Raw genomic sequence first — 20,706 nt, forward strand, 5'->3', positions numbered from 1 at the left:
ATTTTTATAATGCATTAAGCACTTTTAGTTATATGGAATGCTGGGCGGCCCTCCGGCCGCCCGCGTTCAGCCTTCGATGCCGCGCGAGGCCAGGTAATCCTCGTAGCCGCCGCGATAGTCGACGATCTCGCCGCCGGGCAGGATCTCGATGACGCGGGTCGCCAGCCCCGAAACGAACTCGCGATCGTGCGAGACGAAAATCAGGGTGCCCTGGTATTTTTCGAGGGCGAACTGCAGCGACTCGATCGATTCCATGTCGAGGTGGTTGGTGGGCTCGTCCAGCAGCATGACGTTGTGCCGCCCCAGCATCAGGCGGCCGAAGGTCATGCGGTTCTTCTCGCCGCCGGACAACACCTTGGGCGCCTTGGGCAGGTCGTCGGCCGAGAACAGCAGCCGGCCCAGCACCGAACGGATCGACTGGTCGTCGTCGCCCGGCTGGCGGTATTCGCTCATCCAGTCGAACAGGTTGATGTCGCCCTGCTGGAATTGATCGGACACGTCCTGTGCCATGTAGCCCAGGTCGGCGTTGTCGGACCACTTGACCGTGCCGGAGTCGGCCGCCAGGTCGCCGGCCAGCAGGCGCAGCAAGGTGGTCTTGCCGACGCCGTTGGCGCCGATGATGGCGATTTTCTCGCCCGCGTCGATCATGGCCGAGAAGTCGCGGATGACCGGCGCGTCGTAGGACTTGGACAGCCCTTCGATGGTGGCCGCCAGGCGGTGCATGACCTTGTTCTGCTCGAAGCGGATGTACGGGTTCTGGCGCGAGGACGGCTTGACCTCGACCTGTTCGGCCTTGATGCGGTCGATCTGCTTCAGGCGCGAAGTGGCCTGGCGCGACTTGGACTTGTTGGCGGCGAAGCGGCGCACGAAATCCTGCAGTTCGGCGACGCGCTCCTTGGCCTTGGCATTGTTGGCCACCAGCCGCTCGCGGGCCTGGGTGGACGCCAGCATGTAGTCGTCGTAGTTGCCCGGGTAGATGCGGATCTCGCCGTAGTCCACGTCGGCCATGTGGGTGCACACCTGGTTCAGGAAGTGGCGATCGTGGCTGATGATGATCATGGTGCTCTGGTAGCCGTTGAGCACGTTTTCCAGCCAGCGGATGGTGTTGATATCCAGGTTGTTGGTGGGTTCGTCCAGCAGCAGCACGTCCGGGTTGGAGAACAGCGCCTGCGCCAGCAGCACGCGCAGCTTCCACCCCGGCGCGATTTCGCGCATGGGGAGCTGGTGCTGGTCGACGCCGAACTCCAGGCCGAGCAGCAGTTCGCCGGCGCGCGCCTCGGCGGTATAGCCGTCATATTCGGCGAACTTGGCCTCGAGCTCGGCCGCGCGCATGTAGTCGTCTTCGGTGGCGTCCGGGTTGGCATAGATGGCGTCGCGTTCGGTCATGGCGGCCCACATCTCGGTATGGCCCATCATGACCACGTCGAGCACGCGGTAGTCCTCGAAGGCGAACTGGTCCTGGCGCAGCTTGCCCAGGCGCACGCCCGGCTCGAGCGAGACGTTGCCGGCGGAAGGCTCGAGGTCGCCGCCGATGATCTTCATGAAGGTCGACTTGCCCGAGCCATTGGCCCCGATCAGACCATACCGGTTGCCTTCCCCGAACTTGACGCTGACGTTCTCGAAAAGGGGCTTGGGGCCGAACTGGATAGTGAGATTGGCGGTAGAGATCACGGCGATGGAATAAAGGCGAGGCGCGTCCGTCGGACGCAGGGGGTAAACCCGCTAGTGTACCAATATGGCATGGCGCGCCGTGGGCCGCCGCGGCCAACGGGCCGCCATGCCACTGCGCACCCCTAGGGGTTATTCCCAGTCGTCAGACAATTGTCAGGACTTGTTGAGCAAGGTTTAATCCCGAAGCGGCCCTGCTGTTTGCCGCCGCCGACTGGCCATGCCGGTCGTGTCTTTCGCATTGCGCTTTGTTCTTGCTGCACCCATCAAGCTGTCATAACAAGCTGGTTCATGCAGTCCACTCCGGAGACAACAAGCCATGCAACACGCCCCCTCCTCCCGCCGCCGCTTCATCGCTGGTGCCACCACCGTCGCAGGCACCGCAGCGTTGGGATTCCCCGCCGTCATCCGAGCCCAGGGCTCACCGATTTCCTTGCGCTTCCAGAGCACCTGGCCTTCCAACGACATCTTCCACGAATTCGCCCAGGACTACGCCCGCAAAGTCAACGACATGGCCGAGGGCCAGCTCAAGATCGAGGTGCTGCCCGCCGGCGCGGTGGTCAAGGCGTTCGACCTGCTGGACGCCGTATCGGCGGGCACGCTGGATGGCGGCCATGGCGTGGTGGCGTACTGGTACGGCAAGAATACCGCCGTGGCGCTGTGGGGCTCCGGCCCGTCGTTCGGCATGGATGCCAACATGCTGCTGGCTTGGCATGAATATGGCGGCGGCAAGGAACTGCTGACCGAGATCCAGAAGGCCATGGGGGTCAACGTGGTGTCGATGATGTACGGCCCCATGCCGACCCAGCCGTTCGGCTGGTTCAAGAAACCGGTCACCAAGGCCGAGGACGTCAAGGGCCTGAAGTTCCGCACCGTGGGCCTGGCCATCGACATGTACAGCGCCATGGGCGCGGCGGTCAACGCCCTGCCGGGCGGCGAGATCGTGCCGGCGCTGGACCGCGGCCTGCTGGACGGCGCCGAGTTCAACAATGCATCATCCGACCTGGCGCTGGGCTTCCAGGACGTGTCCAAGATCTGCATGCTGCAGAGCTTCCACCAGAGCGCCGAACAGTTCGAGATCCTGTTCAACAAGAACAAGTACGAGTCGCTGCCCAAGCACCTGAAGCACATCCTGGCCTACGCGGCACAGGCCGCCAGCGCCGACATGTCGTGGAAAGCCGCCGACCGCTATTCGGCCGACTACATCAAGCTGCAGAAGGACCACAACGTCAAGTTCTACAAGACGCCGGACGCCATCCTGCAGCAGCAGCTGAAGATCTGGGACCAGATGATCGAGAAGCGCTCGGCCGAGAACCCGCTCTTCAAGAAGGTGCTGGAATCGCAGCGCGCCTTCGCCCAGCGCGCGGGACGCTGGCACAACGATACGTCGGTCAATTTCAGGATGGCGTTCAACCACTACTTCGCGCGCAAACCGGCCGCCTGACCCGCCGCCGGCCGATGTACCGCCGCGGCGCCACGCCCGCCCTGCCGGCGCCGGACTCCCCGTCCGGCGCGGCGCGCGGGCGCGCGCCAGCCGCGGCTCCGTTTCCCGACCTGGATCGCGCCCGATGCTCAAGCTGATACGCATGGTGGACCGCCTGTCCACCTTCGTCGGCCAGGCTTTTGCCTGGCTCATCGTGATATTGACCGTGCACATATGCTGGGAAGTAATGGCCCGGTATCTGTTCAACACGCCCAGCGCCTGGGCTTTCGACCTGCAGCTGATGTACTACGGCATTCTGTTCATGATGGCGGGCGCATATACGCTGGCCAAGAACGGCCACGTGCGCGGCGACATCCTGTACGGTTTCCTGCCGGCGCGGGTGCAGGCCGGGCTGGACATCATCCTGTACATCGTGTTTTTCATCCCCGGCGTGGTGGCCCTGGTCTGGGCCGGCTGGTATTACGCGGGCGAATCCATCGCCATCCGCGAGCACTCCTCGCTGATGGCCGACGGCCCGCCCATCTACCCGTTCAAGTCGTTCATTCCGATCGCCGGTGCTTTCCTGCTGCTGCAGGGCCTGGCTGAAATCGCGCGCTGCGCGCTGTGCCTGCGCAACGGCGCCTGGCCGTCGCGCGCCGAGGACGTCGAGGAAGTGGACGTCGACAAGCTCAAGGAGATGGTGCACGTCAAGGACGAGGACATCGCCCGCCTGGACCGCTACGTCACGCACGAGGAGAAGGCCAAATGAAGATCCACAAGGCACTGTGGTTCGGCCTGACCTGCATCGGCATCGTGCTGGCGATGATCGGCTTCCTGACGCCGTGGCACGACCTCACCACCGGGCACCTCGGGCTCCTGATGCTGGCCTTGATCGTAGTGGCGATCATGCTGGGCTTTCCGACCGCGTTCACCCTGATGGGCATGGGCGTGCTGTTCACGTTCCTGGCGTACTACCTGCAGAACCCGGATGTGCAGCATTCGGTGCGCCAGACGCTGGACCTGATGGTGCAGCGCACTTACGCCACCATGACCAACGACTCGCTCATCTCGGTGCCGCTGTTCGTGTTCATGGGCTACCTAGTCGAGCGCGCCAACCTGATCGAGAAGCTGTTCCGCTCCATGCACCTGGCCCTGGCCCGACTGCCCGGCGCCCTGGCGGTAGCCACCCTGACGACCTGCGCCATCTTCGCGACCGCCACCGGGATCGTCGGCGCGGTGGTCACGCTGATGGGCCTGCTGGCCATGCCCGCCATGCTCAAGGCCGGCTACAGCGTGCGCCTGACGGCCGGCTCGATTACCGCGGGCGGCTGCCTGGGCATCCTGCTGCCGCCATCGGTGATGTTGATCGTCTACGGGGCCACCACCGGCGTGTCGGTGGTGCAGCTCTACGCCGGCGCGTTCTTCCCCGGCCTGATGCTGGCCGGCCTGTACGTGCTGTACGTGATGATAGTGGCCAAGCTGCGGCCCGACATGGCGCCGCCCCTGACGCCGGAAGAACGGCGCATCGCCCTGCCCGCCGACGCCCAGTCGCTGGCCAGCCAAGGCTACACCCATGCCATGACCGGCATGCTGGCCGCGATGTTCAAGGGCCGCCGCAACAGCGCCGTATCGATGGGCTTCCTGTCGCGCAACATGGCGCTGGCGCTGGCGCCGCTGATGGCCTTCGTGCTGCTGACCGGCTCGGTCTATTACCTGGTGACCGAACCGCCGGTGGTGTACGAAATCCCCGATGAGCTACGCCTGGGCGGCGGGGGCGATTACGACAGCGGACTGGCCGAGCCGCCGGCGGAAGACGGGCTGGCCGAACCCCCGGCCGATGGCGGCCTGGCGGAACCGCCCGGGGCCGCCCCGGCCGCCCCGGGCGCCGTGGCCGAGGCGCCCGCCGAGGCGGCGCCCGACGCAGGTCCGGCGCGCCTGCCTGCGCCAGCCGGGTACTGGATATTCTTCGGCGTGTGCGTCCTGCTGCTGGCGATCTTCTATGCGCTCCTGACATGGGCGCGCCTGGAGATCTTCAAGATGCTGATGGGCTCGTTCTTCCCGCTGGCGCTGATGATCGCCGCAGTCCTGGGCTCCATCACCTTCGGCCTGGCCACGCCGAGCGAGGCGGCCGCCATGGGCGCCATGGGCGGCGCGCTGCTGGCGCTGGCCTACCGGCGCCTGAACATGCCCGTCCTGAAGGAATCGGTGTTCCTGACCGCCAAGACCAGCGCCATGGTGTGCTGGCTGTTCGTCGGGTCGTCGATCTTCTCCGCCGCGTTCGCCCTGCTGGGCGGCCAGCGCATCATCGAGGAATGGGTGCTGTCGCTGGGGCTGACGCAGATCCAGTTCCTGCTGCTGGCGCAGGTCATTATTTTCCTGCTGGGCTGGCCGCTGGAGTGGACCGAGATCATCGTGATCTTCATGCCGATCTTCGTGCCGCTGCTGATCACATTCGACATCGATCCGCTGTTCTTCGGCCTGCTGGTGGCGCTCAACCTGCAGACCGCCTTCCTGTCGCCGCCGGTGGCCATGTCGGCCTTCTACCTGAAGGGGATCTCGCCGCCGCACGTGACGCTGAACCAGATATTCCTGGGCATGATGCCCTTCATGGGCATCCAGGTGCTGGCGATTTTCCTGCTGTATGTTTTTCCGGAAATCGGCCTGTGGCTGCCCACCGTGCTGTACCGTTGATCCGAAGGAAACTGTAGATGCTGCAAACCCTGGAAGTGGCGTACGGGCCGCAGACCGCCGTGGTCTGGCTGGCGCGGCCGGATGTGCGCAACGCGCTGGATGCGCGCCTGATCGCCGAGCTGACCGAAGTGTTCATGACCCTGGGCGAGGACAGCGCGGTGCGCGCCATCGTGCTGGCCGGGCGCGGCAAGGCGTTCTGCGCTGGCGCCGACCTGAACGCCATGCGCCGCAGCGCGCAGGCCAGCGAGGCCGACAACCGCGCCGACGCGCAGGGCATGGCCACGCTGCTGCACACTATCTACACCTGCCCCAAGCCGACCATCGCGCGCGTGCACGGCGCCTGCATGGCCGGCGGCATGGGGCTGGCCACCGCCTGCGACATCGCCGTGGCGGCCCGCGAAGCCCGCTTCGCGCTGACCGAGACCCGCCTGGGGCTGATTCCCGCGATGATCTCGCCCTACGTACTGCGTGCCATCGGCGCGCGCGCCGCCAGCCGCTGGTTCCTGAGCGCCGAAGTGTTCGACGCCGCCGAGGCCTGGCGCATCGGGCTGGTGCATGAACTGTGCGAAGCCGACGAACTGGATGCGCGCATCAACGGCTTGCTGGGCAGCTTCATGCTCGCTTCGCCGGATGCCCTGGCGCAGGCCAAGCGCCTGATCCGCGACCTGGCGGGCCGGCCTATCGATGCCGCGCTGCTGGACGACACGGCCGCGCGCCTGGCCGCGCAGCGCGCCACCGACGACGGACGCGAAGGCATCGCGGCCTTCCTGGAAAAGCGGGCGCCGCGCTGGGTGCCGACGGAGCAGCAGTAAGGTGCCTGTGCGACCGGCTGGATCCATGAGGTGTCAGGCACCCAAAGGGTGTCCGACACCTGTGCGCTGGCTACGCCCGTGTCCGGCTAGTGGTGGTGCTCGTCGATCACCAGGTGGGCCATGCCGGGCTCGGTGGCCAAGCCGACCTTCTGCCCGACCGGCAGCGTAGCCTTGGTGGCGATGTGCCCGTACGGCAGGCCCGTCACCACCGGCACTTTGACGGTGCGGCGCAGCCATTGCAGCACGGCCGGCATGTCGTAGCCCGCATCGTGCGGCGCCAGCCGGTAATTGGTGAAATGGCCCAGCACGATGGCCTTCTGGCGTTCCAGCACGCCGGCCTGCCACAACTGCGCCAGCATGCGTTCGACGCGATACGGGTGCTCGGCCACGTCCTCCAGGAACAGGATGCCGCCGCGCACGCGCGGCATGTAGGGAGTGCCCAGCAGCGAAACCAGGGTGGCCAGGTTGCCGCCCCATAGCGTGCCGCGGCAGTCGACCGGATCGGCATCCGCCGTTTCGAAGCTGAGGATCTCCAGCTCGCCGCGCATCAGTTCGCCGAACAGCGCGGCGGTCAGGTCGTCGACCTCGTCGCCGCCGAAATCCGCCACCGCCGTGGCGCCGGAATAGCTGGGCGCGCCGGTCTGGGCCAGCAGCGCCAGGTTGAAGGCGGTGAAATCGCTCATGCCGACGAAACGCTTGCCGCTGTCGGCCATGGCGCGCCAGTCGATGGCGGGCAGCAACCGGCTCAGCCCGTAGCCGCCGCGCGTGACCATGACAATGGGATGCTTCTGGCGAGCGGCGCGCGCCAACCCCGCCAGGCGCTGCTTTTCAGTGCCGGCGAAGCGCTGGTGCACGGCCAGCGCCGCGCGGTCGACCGCGGTCTTGAATCCTTCCCGCGCCAGGCGCCGGCAGGCGAGTTCGACGGCGGCGGGATCGCGCACCGCCGAGGACGGCGACACCAGGTAGATGCCGCCGGCGGCCGGTACGTGAGCGCAAGCGTCGGAACAAAGGTGGCCGTGCTGCCCGTGGGCCGGGCCGTGCGGGGAGGTCATGCGAGGGATTCCTTGGTACGGCGTTCGCGGAAGAACCGGCGCAGCAGGTCGCCGCAGGGTTCCGCCAGCACGCCGCCGGTGATGGTGGTGTGATGATTGAGCCGGGCCACCGCGCCCACGTCCAGCACGCTGCCGCAGGCGCCGGTCTTGGGGTCGGCCGCGCCGTAGACCACGCGCGCCAGGCGCGCATGCAGCATGGCGCCGATGCACATGACGCAGGGCTCGAGCGTGACGTACAGGCTAATGCCCGGCAGGCGGTAGTTGTTCAGGTGTCGCGCCGCGGCGCGCAGCGCCACGATCTCGGCATGGGCGGTGGGATCGTGGTCGGTGATGGTGCGGTTGTAGCCGGTGCCCAGCACCTGGCCCTGGGCGTCGACCACCACCGCGCCGACCGGGACTTCGCCCACCCGCCAGGCGGCCTCGGCTTGCTGCAGGGCCAACGCCATCAGTTCGGCGTCGCCGGCGCGCGGTTCGGCCGGCTCGGGCGCCAGCGTCACGTCAGCCACGGTACACCCGCGACTTCAGGGCGATGCGCCCGGCCAGGCTGGTGACGGCTTCCTCGAGCCACTGATAGAGCTCGGCGTCCTCGTCGTAGCGGGCCTGGTTCAGGTTGGAGACGCGCCCTTCCTCGATGAAGCCCCAGGCGCGGCTGCGCTTGTCGCGGTGCTTTGGATCCCATACGCCGAAGGCGAAGCCGCCGGCGCGCCGGATCAGGGAAAAACACGGGATGTCGGTATAGCCGTCGCCCACGAAGACCATCTGGTCGAACGGCACGCGCAGGCGGTCCTCCGGGACCTTGCGATTGACCTCGAACGGCTTGTTGCGGAACTCGCGCCCGATGATGCCTTTCTGGATATGGAACAGATAGCGCGTCTTGTCGGTGAAGCTCACCAGCCGGCGCGGGAAGACGATGCCGCCGTCCTCGCCGTAGACGAATTCGGAGGCCCAGATCTCGGTGAATTCGTGCGCGATCGGCGTGGCGCGCACGACGTCGCCGATGCCGCTGGAGATGAGGTAGAACTCGAGCTGCACCTGCGGGTGCTCGGCCCGCACCGCGGCGCGCAGGCGCTGGAACAGGGTGGGCACGCCATCGTGCAGCGGCAGGCCGGCGCCCCATTGCGCCAGCCGCTCGCGCGTAATGGCGCCATGCGTGCCGGCGCGCGAGAGCTCGATCATCTGGTACAGGTAGGCCGGGACGGGGTCCCAGTCCTGGTCGGACAGCAGCGGGCCGACCTTGTCCTTCCAGAAGGCGGCCGTATCCACGCCCAGGCTGTCGAGGAAGCCGGACGTGCTGTCGGGCGCCAGCGTGTCGTCGAAGTCGAATATCAGGGCGATGACGTCGGACATGAGTACGGCGGAAAGTCGGCAATAGGCGCCATTTTGCCTGAAGCGGCCGCCGGCGGGAAACGCCGCGGCCGCCGCTCCGCCGCGCGCTTACCGCACCGGCACCGGGGTGGCGCTGCCGGGGGCAGGAGCAATGCCCGGCGCCGTGCCCGGCACGGTCGCCGGCGCGGGGCTGGCCGGCATCGTGCCGGAAGGCTGGGCCGGCACGGGAATGACCGTTTCGCGCAGCACCCCGCCGCCTTCCACGCTGCCCTTGACGCTGGTGGGTGCGGACATCTGGCGCAGGCAATCCTCGCGTTGGGCCTGCGGCAGCTTGTTGCAGCGCGCCACCGCATTGGTGTCGTAGTTGGCCGACTGGCCGTTGTCCAGCCGGTTGCGCCGCGCCTCGTCGCGCGCCGCGCCGGCCTCGCGCAGGCAAGTGGCGCGGTCCTGGTGCGTCTGGCCGCTGTTGCAGCGCTGCACGTCGAGTTCGTACTGGGACTGGATGGAGCCCGACGCGGCCGCGCCGGCGGCCTGGGCGACCGTCGCACCGGCCAACCCCGCCACGCCCAGGGCCAGGGCGCAGGTCAGTTTCTGCATACGTCGCATAGTCATCTTGCACTCCTTGAAAGCGTGCCGCGCAGCCAGCGCGGCGGTCTTTTTACGGTACGGGAAAGCCGCGTCCATATGGGAATGCAGATGTTACAAATCCATCCGGCGGTAACTGGTCCGCCGTGATGTAGCGCCCGGATACGTTTGGCGGGCGCCCGCCCTGCCCGCCTACTTCAGTTCGCCGCGCTGGCGCTGGCCGCGGTACACCGCCGCCCGCATCAGCAGCATGGCCGTGACCGGCGAGGTCAGCAGCAACAGCAGGGTAATGAGGATCTCGTGGAACACCGGACGCTGGTCCAGCGCGGAAAACACCAGGATCGATGCCAGCAATACGCAGCCGGCGCCGAGCGTGTTGCCCAGGGTGGGCGCGTGGATGCGGCAGAAGAAATCGCGGAAGCGCAACAGGCCCGCCGAACCGACCAGGGCCAGCAGCCCGCCCGCCACCAGCAGGACGGCGGCGGGTATGCCCGCCCACAGGGGGATATCTCCAGTCATGGCTCGATGACCTCGCCGCGCAGCAGGAACTTGGCCATGGCCGTGGAGCCGACGAAGCCGAACAGCGCGATCAGCAGCGCCACGTCGAAATACACCGGGGTGCCGGACCGGATGCCGAAGGCCAGCATGGCCAGCATGCCGTTGATATACAGGGCGTCGAGCCCCAGCACGCGGTCTTGCGCGGTGGGGCCGCGCACCATCCGCACGGTGGCGCACGCCATGCCCAGCATGAAGCACAGCAAGGCGAAGGAAGCGGCCCAGTACAGGACGACGTTCATTCGAAGATCTCCATCAGGGTGCGCTCATAGCGCTGCTTGATCAGGTCGATCCAGGCCTGTTCGTTCTCGAGATCGAGGACGTGCAGGATCAGTTCGGCGTCGGACACGTCCACCCATACGGTGCCGGGCGTGTAGGTCAGGATGCAGCCCAGCAGCGCACGGCCGTGCGGGTCGCGCAGCTCGAGGGGGATGTGCACATAGCCGGGCGAGAACGGGCGGCGCGGCTGCAGGATCAGTCTGCCCACCGCGATATTGGAACGCACGATGTCGACCAGCACCCGCCAGATCAGGCCGGGCACCAGCCACAACTTGTGCGGGCGGCTGCGCAGCGGCCGCAGGCGGCTGGAGGCAAAGCCCAGCCACAAGGCCAGCGCCGCGCCGATCAGCAACTGGCCGGGCGAGGCCGACTGGTTGAGCAGCAGCCACAGACACAACAGCGCCGCCGGCAGCAGGAATTTGTAGCAGCGCCGCATCATTGGCCCCCCAGGGTGCGTACCGTGTCGGCCGACAACACCGCGTCGATGTACTGGGCCGGCTGGTCGAGCGAGCGCGCGGCCTCGTCCAGGTATGCCGAGACCGGCCCCGCGCCGGCGGCCAGGGCGATGCACAGCAGGATCAGCACCGCCACCGGCCCCGCTTCGCTGAGGCGCAGGCGCGGCGTGGTGCGCTCGTCGGTGCTCCAGAAGATGCGGATGCCGGTGCGGCCGAACGCCACGATGCCGGCCAGCCCGGAAACCAGCACCGCCGCCACCAGGATCCAGGCATCGGCCGGCTGCGTCGAGCTGTTGGCGGCGGTGACCGCGGCCGACAGCAGCGAGAACTTGGCCACGAAGCCCGACAGCGGCGGCAGCCCCGTCACCAGCAAGGCGCAGGAGACGAAGGCCAGGCCGAGGAACGCCATGGCCGCCGGGATCGCCACGCCCACCACGTCGTCGGAGCGGTTGGGCGTTTCCGGGTCGTCCAGGTCGAACATGTCCATGGTGACGGCCAGTACGTTGGCGCCGAAGGTGCGCGTGCGCTCGACCAGTTCGACCAGCATGAAAAAGGCGCCGGTGGCCAGCACCGAACTGAGCAGGTAGAACAGCGCCGGCCCGGTCAGCGTGACCCCGGGCATGCCCAACGCGGTGAGCAGCGTGCCGGCCGAGACGATGACGCAATAGCCGACCAGTTGCTCCAGTTGCTGGGTGGCCAGCAGGCCGATGGCCCCGAAAACCAGGGTGGCCAACCCGGCCGCGAACATCCAGTCCAGGCTGAAGGCGGCCGGCGCGCCGGTGGGCAGCAGCAGCGAGCCGATGCGCAGCAGCGCATAGATGCCGACCTTCGTCATGATGGAAAACACCGCGGCCACCGGCGCGCTGGCCGAGCCGTAGCCGCGCACCAGCCAGAAGTTGAGCGGCCAGGCGCCGGCCTTGACCAGGAACGCCACGCCGAGCACGGCCGCGCCCGCTTCGAACAGCAGCCGCTCGCTGCCGGCCAGGGTGCCGGCGCGCACCGCCAGGTCGGCCAGGTTGAGCGTGCCGGTCACGCCATAGATGAGCGCGATGCTGATCAGCAGCAGGAACGAGGCCACCAGGTTGACGGCGATGTACTGCAGGCCGGCGCTGACCCGCGCCACGCCCGAACCGTGCAGCAACAGCCCATAGGAAGCCGCCAGTAGCACTTCGAAGAATACGAACAGGTTGAACAGGTCGCCGGTGAGGAAGGCGCCGTTCAGGCCCATCAGCAGGAACTGGAACAGCGAGTGGAAGTGCACCCCCAGGCGGTCCCAGCGCGCCAGCGAGTAGATGAGCGAGGCCAGTCCCAGCACCGCGGTGAGGCCCAGCATGATTGCCGCCAGCCGGTCGACCACCAGGACGATGCCGAACGGCGCCGGCCAGTCGCCCGGCAGGTAGACGCCCACGCCGTTCGGCCAATGCCCCCCTGCTCCGGCCGCCAGCGCCAGCAGCGCGATCGCCGCGGCCAGCTGCGCCAGGCACGAGGCCACCGCGATGCCGGCGCGCACGCCGCGCTGCGAGTCCGACAACAACAGCATCGCGGCCCCGGCGACCAGGGGCACCGCGATGGGATAGATGGGAGCGTGCTGCAGCCAGTCGATCAAGATTCGGACTCCCTGCCGTCGACATGGTCGGTCCCGGTGAGCCCGCGCGAGGCGAGCAGCACGACCAGGAACAGCGCGGTGGTGGCGAAGCCGATCACGATGGCGGTCAACACCAGGGCCTGCGGCAGCGGATCGGCCATCGCGGCCGGATCGGGCGCCACCGCGGCGTCGATGATGGGCGGCCGCCCTTCCGTCAGGCGCCCCATGCCGAAGATGAACAGGTTGACTGCATAGGACACCAGCGTCAGCCCCATGATGACCTGGAAGGTGCGCGGCCGCAGGATCAGCCACACGCCGGATCCGGCCAGGATGCCGACCGCCGCGGCGTAGATCAATTCCATCAGGCAGTACTCCCGGATTGTGCGGCGGCCTGCGCATCGGCGGCCGCCTTGCGTTGCGCGCGCAGCGATTGGTGCGCCAGGGCGACCAGCACCAATACGGTGGAGCCGACCACCAGCATGTAGACGCCCACGTCGAACAGCAGCACGCTGGACAAATGTATGTGGCCGATCACGGGCAGGGAAAAATCCCAGGCCAGCGCCGACAGGAACGGGCGCGCCGCCAGCCACGCGGAGATGGCGGTCAGGCCCGCGCACAGCAGCCCCAGCCCGACCCAGTGCTGCGGGTTGAGCCGGCTGCGCGACTCGACCCAATACACGCCGCCCACCATGTATTGCAGGATCACGGCGGTGGCCATCACCAGGCCGCCCACGAAGCCGCCGCCAGGCAGGTTGTGGCCGCGCAGCAGCAAATACGCGGAAGCCATCGCGGCCACCGGCAGCAGCAGGCGCACCAGCACGGCGGGCAGCATCATGCCGCCCGGCGGCAGCACCGCATGGATGTCCGGGGCGACCGTCACGGTCTCGGCCTGGTCGCGCTGCTGCAGCGGCATGCCGGCGCTTTCGGGGGCCGGCCGGAAACGGCGCAGCAGGGCGTACACCGTCAGGGCGACGATGCCCAGCACGGTGATTTCGCCGAGCGTGTCGAAGCCGCGGAAGTCGACCAGGATGACGTTGACAATGTTGGTGCCGCCGCCCTCGGGCAAGGCCATGTGGACGAAGAACTCCGAAATGGGCTGCTCCTGCGGGCGCGTCAGCATCGCATAGGCCAGCGCCGCCAGCGACGTGCCGACGACCGCCGCGATGACCACGTCGCGCGTACGGCGCACGCGGGCCCGCGCGTCGGCCTGTTCTCCGTCGGTCTTGCCCTCGATGCGGCGCGGCAGCCAGCGCAGCCCGAGCAACAGCAGGACCACGGTCACGACCTCGACGGCAAGCTGCGTCAGCGCCAGGTCGGGCGCGGAAAACCAGACGAAGGTCAGGCAGACGGCCAGGCCCGCGCCGCCGGCCAGGATCAGCGAGGCCAGGCGATGGTACTTGGCCTGGAAAGCCGTGCCCACCGCGCAGATTCCGCCCACGACCCAGAGTGCCGCGAAGGCCGGGTCCAGCGGCGTCAGCGGAGCGACCGTGTCGGTCCAGGTGCCGCGGCGCAACGGCAGCCAGGCGACCAGCAGCGCTCCCACCACGATCAGGACCATTTGCATCTGCAGGCGCGGCGAGGAAATGCGGCCCAGCAGCCAATTGGCCGCCACGCTGGAATAGTCGAGCAGGAACTCGAACGAGCGCCGGCCGTCGAGCCGGTAGATGAACGGCACGCGTCCCGGATAGGCGCGCTGGCGCGCCCGCAGCGCCAGGTAGAGCAGCACCCCGCTGATCATGGCCACGAAGCTCATCACCAGCGGCAGGTTCAGGCCGTGCCACACGGCCAGGCTGTAGGATGGCATCCCGTCGCCCAGGATGCTGTAGGCGGCGGTGTCCAGGAACGGCCCCACAGTGATGCCCGGGATCACACCGACCACCAGGCAGCACAGCACCAGCAGCCCGCTGGGCACCAGCATCCAGCGCGGCGGCTCGTGCGGCGCGCGCGGGAGATCCTGCGCCGGCGGCCCGAAGAACACTTGCAGGATGAAGCGCAGCGAATAGGCGACGCTGAACGCGCTGGCCAGCACGGCCATGGCCGGCAAGCCGTACTGGATGAGCGGGTCGCCGCTGACGAAGGTCGTCTCGGCGAAGAACATCTCTTTGGAGATGAAGCCATTGAGCAGCGGCACGCCCGCCATCGCGGCCGCGGCCACGGTGGCCAGCGTGGCGGTGATCGGCATGGCCTTGCGCAGGCCGCTCAGCCGCCCGAGATCACGCGTGCCGGTTTCGTGGTCGACGATGCCGGCGGCCATGAAAAGCGACGCCTTGAAGGTGGCGTGGTTGACCATGTGGAAGATGGCCGCCACCAGCCCGAGCGGGCTGTTCATGCCGAGCAGCAGCGCGATCAGGCCCAGGTGGCTGATCGTCGAGTAGGCCAGCACGCCTTTCATGTCCTGCTGGAAGATGGCCGCGTAGGCGCCCAGCACCAGCGAGCACAGCCCGGCCCCGCCGATGATCCAGAACCATTCCTCGGTGCCCGCCAGCACCGGCCAGAACCGCGCCAGCAGGAACACGCCGGCCTTCACCATGGTGGCCGAATGCAGGTAGGCCGATACCGGCGTGGGCGCCGCCATGGCGTTGGGCAGCCAGAACTGGAACGGGAACTGCGCGCTCTTGGTGAGCGCGCCCAGCGCCACCAGCACCAGCACGGCCGGATACCAGGGATCGGCGCGCACCAGGTCGCCCGCCGCCAGCACGCGGTCGAGGTCGTAGCTGCCGACGATGTGGCCGAGGATCAGCACCCCGGCCAGCAGGCACAGGCCGCCGGCCCCGGTGACGGTCAGCGCCATGCGCGCGCCGCGCTTGGCGTCGAGCCGGTGATGCCAGTAGGCGATCAGCATGAACGACGCCAGGCTGGTCATTTCCCAGAACAGCACGAGCTGGATGAGATTGCCCGACAGCACCACGCCCAGCATGGCGGCCATGAACGCCTGGAAGAACGAGAAGAAGCGCGGCACCGGGTCTTCGGGCGACATGTAGTAGCGCGCATACAGCACCACCAGCGTGCCCATGGCCGAGACGATCAGCGCGAACAGCCACGCGTAGCCGTCCATGCGCAGGGTGAACTCCAGGCCCAGCGCCGGCGCCCAGGCCAGGTCGGCCCGCACTACGCCGCCATCGACGACTTGCGGGAACAGGCTGGCCACCAGCACGGTGCAGGCCAGCGCGGTGAGCCCCGCCAGCCAGGCCTCGGCGTTGCGGGCGTTGGACGGCAACAGCGCAGCGCACAGGCTGCCAGCAAATGGCAGAGCGAGTATGAGAATCAGCGACATGGCGTTCCGGGAGGACCGGCGACTCGTCTCGTGGCGTGAGCCAAGCATAAAGCCGGTATGACGTTACTCGGAACCCTGGACAAGCGCGCCGTTGCAGCGACACCGCGGGCGCGGCGCCAAGGCGTCGACAGAGCCGGCCAGGAATCCACCCCGAAAAATATCAGATTCTTGTAAGGTTCGCACGATGCAATAGCCCGGCCTGTGCCGCCATTTCCCGGCGGCGCGCTTCCAGGAGACTCCCTTTGAAGAAAAATACGCTGTTCAAGTCCATGCTGCTGGCGCTGCTGGCGGCCCCCCTGGCGAGCCCCGCCGCCCATGCCCAGGGCTACCCCGAACGTCCGGTGCGGCTGATCGTGCCGTTCGCGGCGGGCGGCACCACCGACATGGTGGCCCGCATCGTGGCCGACGGCCTGGGCCGCGCGCTCGGCCAGCCGGTGGTGGTCGAAAACCGGGGCGGCGGCGGTGGCGCCATCGGCGCCGATGCGCTGGCCAAGTCGGCGCCCGACGGCTACACCCTCGGCGTGGCAACGGTCAGCACCATGGCGACCAACCCCGCCACCAACGCGCAGACCCCGTACGATCCGCTCAAGGACTTCACCCCCATCACCAACCTGGTCAACGTGCCCAACGTACTGACGGTCAACCCCAAGACGCCGGCCAATACGCTGCAGGAGTTCATCGCGCTGCTCAAGTCCGAGCCGGGCGCCTATAGCTATGCCTCGGCGGGCACCGGCAGCATTTCGCACCTGGACGGCGAACTGTTCAAGTCGCTGACCGGCACCGACATGATCCACGTGCCGTACCGCGGCTCGGGCCCCGCCCTCAACGACACGCTGGCCGGCCAGGTCAGCGCGCAGTTCGACAACCTGCCCTCGTCGTATGCCCACATCCAGGCCGGCAAGCTGCGCGCGCTGGCGGTGGCCGCGCCGGCGCGCGTGGCCGGCATGCCCGATGTGCCGACCTTCGCCGAGGCCGGCCTGCCGGCCATGAACAACATGGCCTGGTACGGACTGGTGGCGCCCGCCGGCGTGCCCGCGGACATCGTCGCGCGCGTGCATGATGCGGCGGTGAAGGCGCTGCAGGACCCGGACATCCGCCAGCGCCTGATGGACCGCGGCTCGCTGGTCGACGGCGGCACGCCGCAAGCGTACGCCGCGCTCATCAAGCGCGAACTCGAGCTGCGCAAGCAGATCGCCGACCAGCAGAACATCCGGCTCAACTGAGGCCGGCATCAATGGCCCGCGGCGTGCCGGGCACTTCCTGCACCGGCACGCCCATGTCCTGCCAGGCCTCGCCATGGCACGTGAACAGCAGCACCTGGTGCCGCGAGGCGGCGTCGTACAGGGCCCGCTTCATCAGTTCGCGCCGCGCCTGGTCGGCATGCACCAGCGCATCGTCGAGCATCAGCAGCGTCGGCCGGCCGGCCTGCTGCAGCAGGTCGGCATACGCCAGCCGGGCCAACACCCCCAGTTGTTCGCGCGTGCCGAAACTGAGCGCTTCCAGGGGATCGTCGCCGGCGCCGCGCGCCAGCGCGGCCGGCAGCAAGGCATCGTCCAGGCGCCACTGGGCGCCGGCAAACAGCAGCGCCGCGTAGTGCTGCAGGCGGCGCGCCAGAGGGTCCAGCAGCCGCTGGGTTGCGGCATTGCGCCGTTCGCCGAGCAACTGCCATAGCAAGTCCAGCGCCTGCGCGCGCGCGGCGAATTCATCGCGACGGCGCGCCAGCCGCTGCGCGTCGGCCTCGGCCACCAGCAGCCGCTCGCCCAGGCCCTGGGCCTGGGCCTGCTCCAGCTTGCCCTGCAGTTGCAGCAGCTCGGCATGGCGCCGGTGCTGGGCATCGCGCGCTAGCACCGCCGATTGCTCGAAGCGCTGCGCGTCCTGCTCGATGAGCTCGGGCTGGTGGGCCCGCAGGGCCAGCTGCGCCGCCTCGCAGCGCTGCGCCAGCGCGGCGCGGCGCGCGCCGGCCTCGGCCAGCCTGGCGTCGCGCTGCTCGCGCTGGGCGCTGCGCCCGGCGGCCAGGAACTCGTTCTGCCGGGCCGCCCAATGGGCCTGCAGCGACTGCGCCCGCCCCTGCTGGGTATCGAGCGTGGTGCGCGCCGCCGCCAGCGCCTGCGCGGCATGCTCGGCCTCGACGCTGGCGGCGCGCAACGCTTGCTGCGCCTGCGCCAGATCCATGGCCGCCGCGGCCTCCGGCAAGGCGGCGCGTTGCGCATGGAGCTGCTCGCGGCGGGCGCGGGCCTGTGCCTGGACGGCATGCAGGGCCTGCACGCCGTCCGGGGCGTGGATGCCCAGGCTCTGGCGCGCCATGTCGAGGTCGCGCCTGATCTGCTCGTGGCTGGCGGCGCGCGCCTCGGCCTCGGCCAGGCCGGCCACGCCCAGGCTGGCCAGCAGCGCGTCGCGCTCGGCGCGCGCGGCCTGCAGGCCGGCCAGTACCGCCGGCAGGTCGCGCCCGCCGGGTTCGATGCGCAGCATGCCGACCCCATCGATGTGCAGTTCGGCCGCGTCGCTCACCAGCACCTCGCCCTCGCCCGCCAGCGGCGCGCCGTCCAGCCGGATGACGCGCCCATCCTGCAGGTGGTGATACAAGCGCGTGGCGCCGGCGCGCTGCTGCGCCTGCAGCTCGCCGATACGCTGCTCCAGGCCGCGCAGCTTGCGCAGGCTGGCGGCATCGATCGACAGCCCCGCCGCCGCGGCCTGCAATTCCTGGATGTGCGCGGCCAGCCGCCCGGCCTCCGCTATCGCGGCATCCCAGCGTTGCAATTCCTGGTCGAGACGGACGATCTGTTCATCGCAATCGCGCCGCTGCGCCGCCAGTTGCGCGGCGGCGACCTGCGCCTGCGCCTGGGCCAGGCGTTCGGCGCCCTGCTGGTGCTGCAGGCGCGCCCGCTCGAGCGCCTCGCGCGCCGGCGCCAGCGCCGCGGCCGCCTGTTCGGCCTGGGCCTGCAGTTCGCGCAGCGCCTCGGCATCGCGCCGGTCGCGCTCGACCTGCTCGCGCAGCAGGCCCAGCGTATCGTCGGCCTGCGCCAGTTCGCGCGCCAGGCCCGCCACGATTTCGCGCTCGCGTTCGATCTCGGCCAGCCGGGCGCGCGCCTGGGCCGCGCGCTGCTCCAGTTCGCGCCACGGCTGTTCGCGTTCGGCTTTTTCGTAGTCGCGGCGCAGGCTCGCCAGCCGATCCACGTCGGCGTCGAGCGCGCGCTTGGCGGCCGCCAGTTCCGCCGCGGCCTGCAAGGCCCGCGCGCAGGCCTCCTCGGCCTCTTTGTAGGCGCCCTTGGGCCTGCCGCTGCGAGCATCGCGCAGCATGGCCCGTTCGGCCTCGACCCTTTCATACAGGTCATCGCCCTCGGCGGAGGTCAGCTCGCCGGTCAGGCGGGTGAGCGCGTCGCGCACGTGGACCTGCGCATGGGCGGCCGGCTCCAGCAGATTGTGGCCGTCGCCCTGCTGGATCCATAGCAGTCCCGGGATGCCGCCGTGTTCCGGCCGGCTCTGCCCCTTGGCCGGGAACTCGAAGCCCAGCAGCGCCGCCAGGGCGTTCTCCGCCGCCTCGCCTTCGTGGCGCTCGGCGCCGCCGTCGATCGACAACTCGCAGCGGGCCCGGCTCAGGAACGACTTGCGCAGCAGGTAGCGGCGCCCGCCGTGATCGAATTCGACCTCGACGGTGGGACGCGCGCCGTGCATGCCCCATGGCGCCAGGTCGGCCACCTTGGTCGTCTTGTAGCGTTCGAGGAACGCCGCGCGGATGGCCGCCGCCAGGGTGCTCTTGCCCGCCTCGTTCGGGCCGGCGATGACGTTCAGGCCGTCGGCCAGCCCGTCCAGTTCGACGGTATCGCGGAACTTGCGGAATTCCGCCAGGGACAGGCGGCGCAGCTTCATGGCTGCCCCGCCGCGCGTTCGCGCTGGAACTGGACCAGCAGGCGCAAGGCATGGCGCGCCACGGCGGCCTGCCCGGGGTCGTGCTGCAGGGCCTGCAATTGCGCCGCCACTTCGCCCACATAGCCGCTGCCTCCCAGGGCCGACAGATCGTGCTCGTCCGGCGCCAGTGACAAACGGTCGGTATCGAGCAGCAGCGCCCGCGCCCGCGCCGCCGCGCGCGCGGCGGCATCCTGCAGGGCTTGCCAGGCGTCGAGCGAAATCTGGCCGGACAATTCGATGCGCAGCACCTCGTCGGCGCCGACGCCGTCCAGGCGGTGTGCCAGCGCCTCGGCATCGGAAGCCAGTTCGAGCGACTCGGCCCATTGCGTCCAGCGGTAGCGGCCCACCGGCACGGCCTCGACCACCGGCTCGGCGCCGGCGCCCGGCAGGCGCACGTCCAGCACGCTGCCGGAAGCGTTGGCGCGGAAGCGGTCCGGCTCCGGCGTGCCGGCATACCAGGTGCGCGCGTCGATCTGCAGGCAGCCGTGCCAGTCGCCCAGCGCGAGATAGTCCAGCCGGGCGCGCGCGGCCCGGTCGGCGGCGATGGGGTTGGCCGAGTCGACCGCGTCGGGCAGGCGGCCGGCGATGCTGCCATGGGCCAGCCCGACCCGCGCCCGGCCGGGGCTGGTCCCGAGGGTATCGAACACCGCGGTGGTGTCGTCATATGTGTGGCGCTGCGTCAGCGGAGCGGCCAGCACCGCCAGGTTCGCGCCCGGCACATCGACCACGCCGGGCCGCAGCGGCACATGCACATTCGGGCCGATGCAGCCCAGCTGGTGTGCGCGCGACCAGACGCTGTCGGCCAGCGCGGCGTCATGGTTGCCGGCGATCATCACCCAGGGACCGGCGTAGGCCGCCAGCGCGCCGAACAGGCGCCGGATGCTGCGGTCGGATACGGCCTGGGTATCGAAGACGTCGCCCGCCACCAGCACGGCGTCCACGCCGCGCTGCGCCGCCAGCGCGGCGATGCGCGCCACGGCGTCGAAGCGGGCCTCGGCCAGCAAGGCCGCGTCATCGGTATCGAACTGGCCGTACTGCCGGCCGATCTGCCAGTCGGCGGTATGGAGGAGATGAATCACGGAAGACCTGGGGTGT

The 20,706-nt window shown here is 69.1% G+C and carries 18 protein-coding genes; 5 read left to right on the top strand and 13 right to left on the bottom strand.

Annotated features, from left to right (window positions below; all coding sequences use genetic code 11):
* Positions 1 to 66: 66 nt before the first annotated feature.
* Positions 67 to 1,671, bottom strand: coding sequence for an ABC-F family ATPase (locus CAL24_RS12335; protein WP_094806857.1), 1,605 nt, complete (start codon positions 1,669 to 1,671; stop codon positions 67 to 69).
* A gap of 316 nt (positions 1,672 to 1,987) precedes the next feature.
* Between CAL24_RS12335 and CAL24_RS12340 the strand changes: the two genes are divergently transcribed.
* From CAL24_RS12340 to CAL24_RS12355, 4 genes are all read left to right on the top strand, one after another.
* Entirely contained in the window at positions 1,988 to 3,112 is a 1,125-nt protein-coding gene (locus CAL24_RS12340) for a TRAP transporter substrate-binding protein (RefSeq protein WP_094806858.1), read from the top strand.
* Between the two features lie 124 nt (positions 3,113 to 3,236).
* Entirely contained in the window at positions 3,237 to 3,860 is a 624-nt protein-coding gene (locus CAL24_RS12345; RefSeq protein ID WP_028355927.1) for a TRAP transporter small permease subunit, read from the top strand.
* Entirely contained in the window at positions 3,857 to 5,782 is a 1,926-nt protein-coding gene (locus CAL24_RS12350) for a TRAP transporter large permease (protein WP_094806859.1), read from the top strand. Before CAL24_RS12345 ends, CAL24_RS12350 begins: the two co-directional genes overlap by 4 nt.
* 17 nt (positions 5,783 to 5,799) lie before the next feature.
* On the top strand, positions 5,800 to 6,594 hold the full coding sequence (locus CAL24_RS12355; RefSeq protein ID WP_028355925.1) for an enoyl-CoA hydratase/isomerase family protein: 795 nt from the start codon (positions 5,800 to 5,802) through the stop codon (positions 6,592 to 6,594).
* A gap of 86 nt (positions 6,595 to 6,680) precedes the next feature.
* Here CAL24_RS12355 and CAL24_RS12360 read toward each other — a convergent pair whose 3' ends face one another.
* The 10 genes from CAL24_RS12360 to CAL24_RS12405 all read right to left on the bottom strand — a co-directional run bounded on the left by CAL24_RS12360 (position 6,681) and on the right by CAL24_RS12405 (position 15,705).
* Positions 6,681 to 7,646, bottom strand: coding sequence for an LD-carboxypeptidase (locus CAL24_RS12360; protein ID WP_094806860.1), 966 nt, complete (start codon positions 7,644 to 7,646; stop codon positions 6,681 to 6,683).
* Positions 7,643 to 8,092 (bottom strand): tRNA adenosine(34) deaminase TadA, encoded by a 450-nt coding sequence (tadA, locus tag CAL24_RS12365; RefSeq protein WP_051439598.1) that lies wholly within the window; start codon positions 8,090 to 8,092, stop codon positions 7,643 to 7,645. Before tadA ends, CAL24_RS12360 begins: the two co-directional genes overlap by 4 nt.
* A 52-nt stretch (positions 8,093 to 8,144) precedes the next feature.
* Complete coding sequence (locus tag CAL24_RS12370; RefSeq protein ID WP_028355922.1) at positions 8,145 to 8,993, bottom strand: HAD family hydrolase; 849 nt, start codon at positions 8,991 to 8,993, stop codon at positions 8,145 to 8,147.
* Between the two features lie 87 nt (positions 8,994 to 9,080).
* Positions 9,081 to 9,584: a hypothetical protein gene (locus CAL24_RS12375; RefSeq protein ID WP_028355921.1), complete on the bottom strand. Its 504-nt coding sequence runs from the start codon at positions 9,582 to 9,584 to the stop codon at positions 9,081 to 9,083.
* Between the two features lie 165 nt (positions 9,585 to 9,749).
* Positions 9,750 to 10,076 carry a monovalent cation/H(+) antiporter subunit G gene (gene mnhG, locus CAL24_RS12380; RefSeq protein ID WP_028355920.1) on the bottom strand — a complete coding sequence of 109 codons (327 nt, stop codon included), beginning with the start codon at positions 10,074 to 10,076 and terminating at the stop codon, positions 9,750 to 9,752.
* Positions 10,073 to 10,354: a K+/H+ antiporter subunit F gene (locus tag CAL24_RS12385; RefSeq protein WP_094806861.1), complete on the bottom strand. Its 282-nt coding sequence runs from the start codon at positions 10,352 to 10,354 to the stop codon at positions 10,073 to 10,075. Before CAL24_RS12385 ends, mnhG begins: the two co-directional genes overlap by 4 nt.
* Positions 10,351 to 10,830, bottom strand: a complete 480-nt coding sequence (locus CAL24_RS12390) for a Na+/H+ antiporter subunit E (RefSeq protein ID WP_170947079.1) — start codon at positions 10,828 to 10,830, stop codon at positions 10,351 to 10,353. Before CAL24_RS12390 ends, CAL24_RS12385 begins: the two co-directional genes overlap by 4 nt.
* A complete protein-coding gene (locus CAL24_RS12395) occupies positions 10,827 to 12,452 on the bottom strand; it encodes a monovalent cation/H+ antiporter subunit D (protein ID WP_028355917.1) in 1,626 nt (541 codons plus the stop codon). Before CAL24_RS12395 ends, CAL24_RS12390 begins: the two co-directional genes overlap by 4 nt.
* Positions 12,449 to 12,793, bottom strand: coding sequence for a Na+/H+ antiporter subunit C (locus CAL24_RS12400; protein WP_028355916.1), 345 nt, complete (start codon positions 12,791 to 12,793; stop codon positions 12,449 to 12,451). The genes CAL24_RS12395 and CAL24_RS12400 overlap by 4 nt, the downstream gene beginning before the upstream one ends.
* Positions 12,793 to 15,705, bottom strand: a complete 2,913-nt coding sequence (locus CAL24_RS12405) for a monovalent cation/H+ antiporter subunit A (RefSeq protein WP_094806862.1) — start codon at positions 15,703 to 15,705, stop codon at positions 12,793 to 12,795. Before CAL24_RS12405 ends, CAL24_RS12400 begins: the two co-directional genes overlap by 1 nt.
* 269 nt (positions 15,706 to 15,974) lie before the next feature.
* On the opposite strand from CAL24_RS12405, the gene CAL24_RS12410 reads away from it, so the two are divergent.
* A complete protein-coding gene (locus CAL24_RS12410; RefSeq protein ID WP_038854023.1) occupies positions 15,975 to 16,928 on the top strand; it encodes a tripartite tricarboxylate transporter substrate binding protein BugE in 954 nt (317 codons plus the stop codon).
* Here CAL24_RS12410 and CAL24_RS12415 read toward each other — a convergent pair.
* Entirely contained in the window at positions 16,921 to 19,572 is a 2,652-nt protein-coding gene (locus tag CAL24_RS12415; protein ID WP_094806863.1) for an AAA family ATPase, read from the bottom strand. The genes CAL24_RS12410 and CAL24_RS12415 overlap by 8 nt on opposite strands.
* Positions 19,569 to 20,690, bottom strand: coding sequence for a metallophosphoesterase family protein (locus CAL24_RS12420; protein WP_094806864.1), 1,122 nt, complete (start codon positions 20,688 to 20,690; stop codon positions 19,569 to 19,571). The genes CAL24_RS12415 and CAL24_RS12420 overlap by 4 nt, the downstream gene beginning before the upstream one ends.
* Positions 20,691 to 20,706 lie beyond the last annotated feature (16 nt).

The sequence above is a fragment of the Bordetella genomosp. 2 genome (assembly GCF_002261345.1).
Classification (GTDB): Bacteria; Pseudomonadota; Gammaproteobacteria; order Burkholderiales; family Burkholderiaceae_B; genus Bordetella_A.

Bases quoted from the DNA above. Each gene is read 5' to 3' on its own strand.
- CAL24_RS12350 (WP_094806859.1), top strand. From the start codon at position 3,857: ATGAAGATCCACAAGGCACTGTGGTTCGGCCTGACCTGCATCGGCATC.
- CAL24_RS12385 (WP_094806861.1), bottom strand. From the start codon at position 10,354: ATGAACGTCGTCCTGTACTGGGCCGCTTCCTTCGCCTTGCTGTGCTTC.
- CAL24_RS12360 (WP_094806860.1), bottom strand. From the start codon at position 7,646: ATGACCTCCCCGCACGGCCCGGCCCACGGGCAGCACGGCCACCTTTGT.
- tadA (WP_051439598.1), bottom strand. From the start codon at position 8,092: ATGGCGTTGGCCCTGCAGCAAGCCGAGGCCGCCTGGCGGGTGGGCGAA.
- CAL24_RS12345 (WP_028355927.1), top strand. From the start codon at position 3,237: ATGCTCAAGCTGATACGCATGGTGGACCGCCTGTCCACCTTCGTCGGC.
- CAL24_RS12375 (WP_028355921.1), bottom strand. From the start codon at position 9,584: ATGACTATGCGACGTATGCAGAAACTGACCTGCGCCCTGGCCCTGGGC.
- CAL24_RS12340 (WP_094806858.1), top strand. From the start codon at position 1,988: ATGCAACACGCCCCCTCCTCCCGCCGCCGCTTCATCGCTGGTGCCACC.
- CAL24_RS12400 (WP_028355916.1), bottom strand. From the start codon at position 12,793: ATGGAATTGATCTACGCCGCGGCGGTCGGCATCCTGGCCGGATCCGGC.
- CAL24_RS12390 (WP_170947079.1), bottom strand. From the start codon at position 10,830: ATGATGCGGCGCTGCTACAAATTCCTGCTGCCGGCGGCGCTGTTGTGT.
- CAL24_RS12415 (WP_094806863.1), bottom strand. From the start codon at position 19,572: ATGAAGCTGCGCCGCCTGTCCCTGGCGGAATTCCGCAAGTTCCGCGAT.
- CAL24_RS12370 (WP_028355922.1), bottom strand. From the start codon at position 8,993: ATGTCCGACGTCATCGCCCTGATATTCGACTTCGACGACACGCTGGCG.
- CAL24_RS12355 (WP_028355925.1), top strand. From the start codon at position 5,800: ATGCTGCAAACCCTGGAAGTGGCGTACGGGCCGCAGACCGCCGTGGTC.
- mnhG (WP_028355920.1), bottom strand. From the start codon at position 10,076: ATGACTGGAGATATCCCCCTGTGGGCGGGCATACCCGCCGCCGTCCTG.
- CAL24_RS12405 (WP_094806862.1), bottom strand. From the start codon at position 15,705: ATGTCGCTGATTCTCATACTCGCTCTGCCATTTGCTGGCAGCCTGTGC.
- CAL24_RS12410 (WP_038854023.1), top strand. From the start codon at position 15,975: ATGCTGCTGGCGCTGCTGGCGGCCCCCCTGGCGAGCCCCGCCGCCCAT.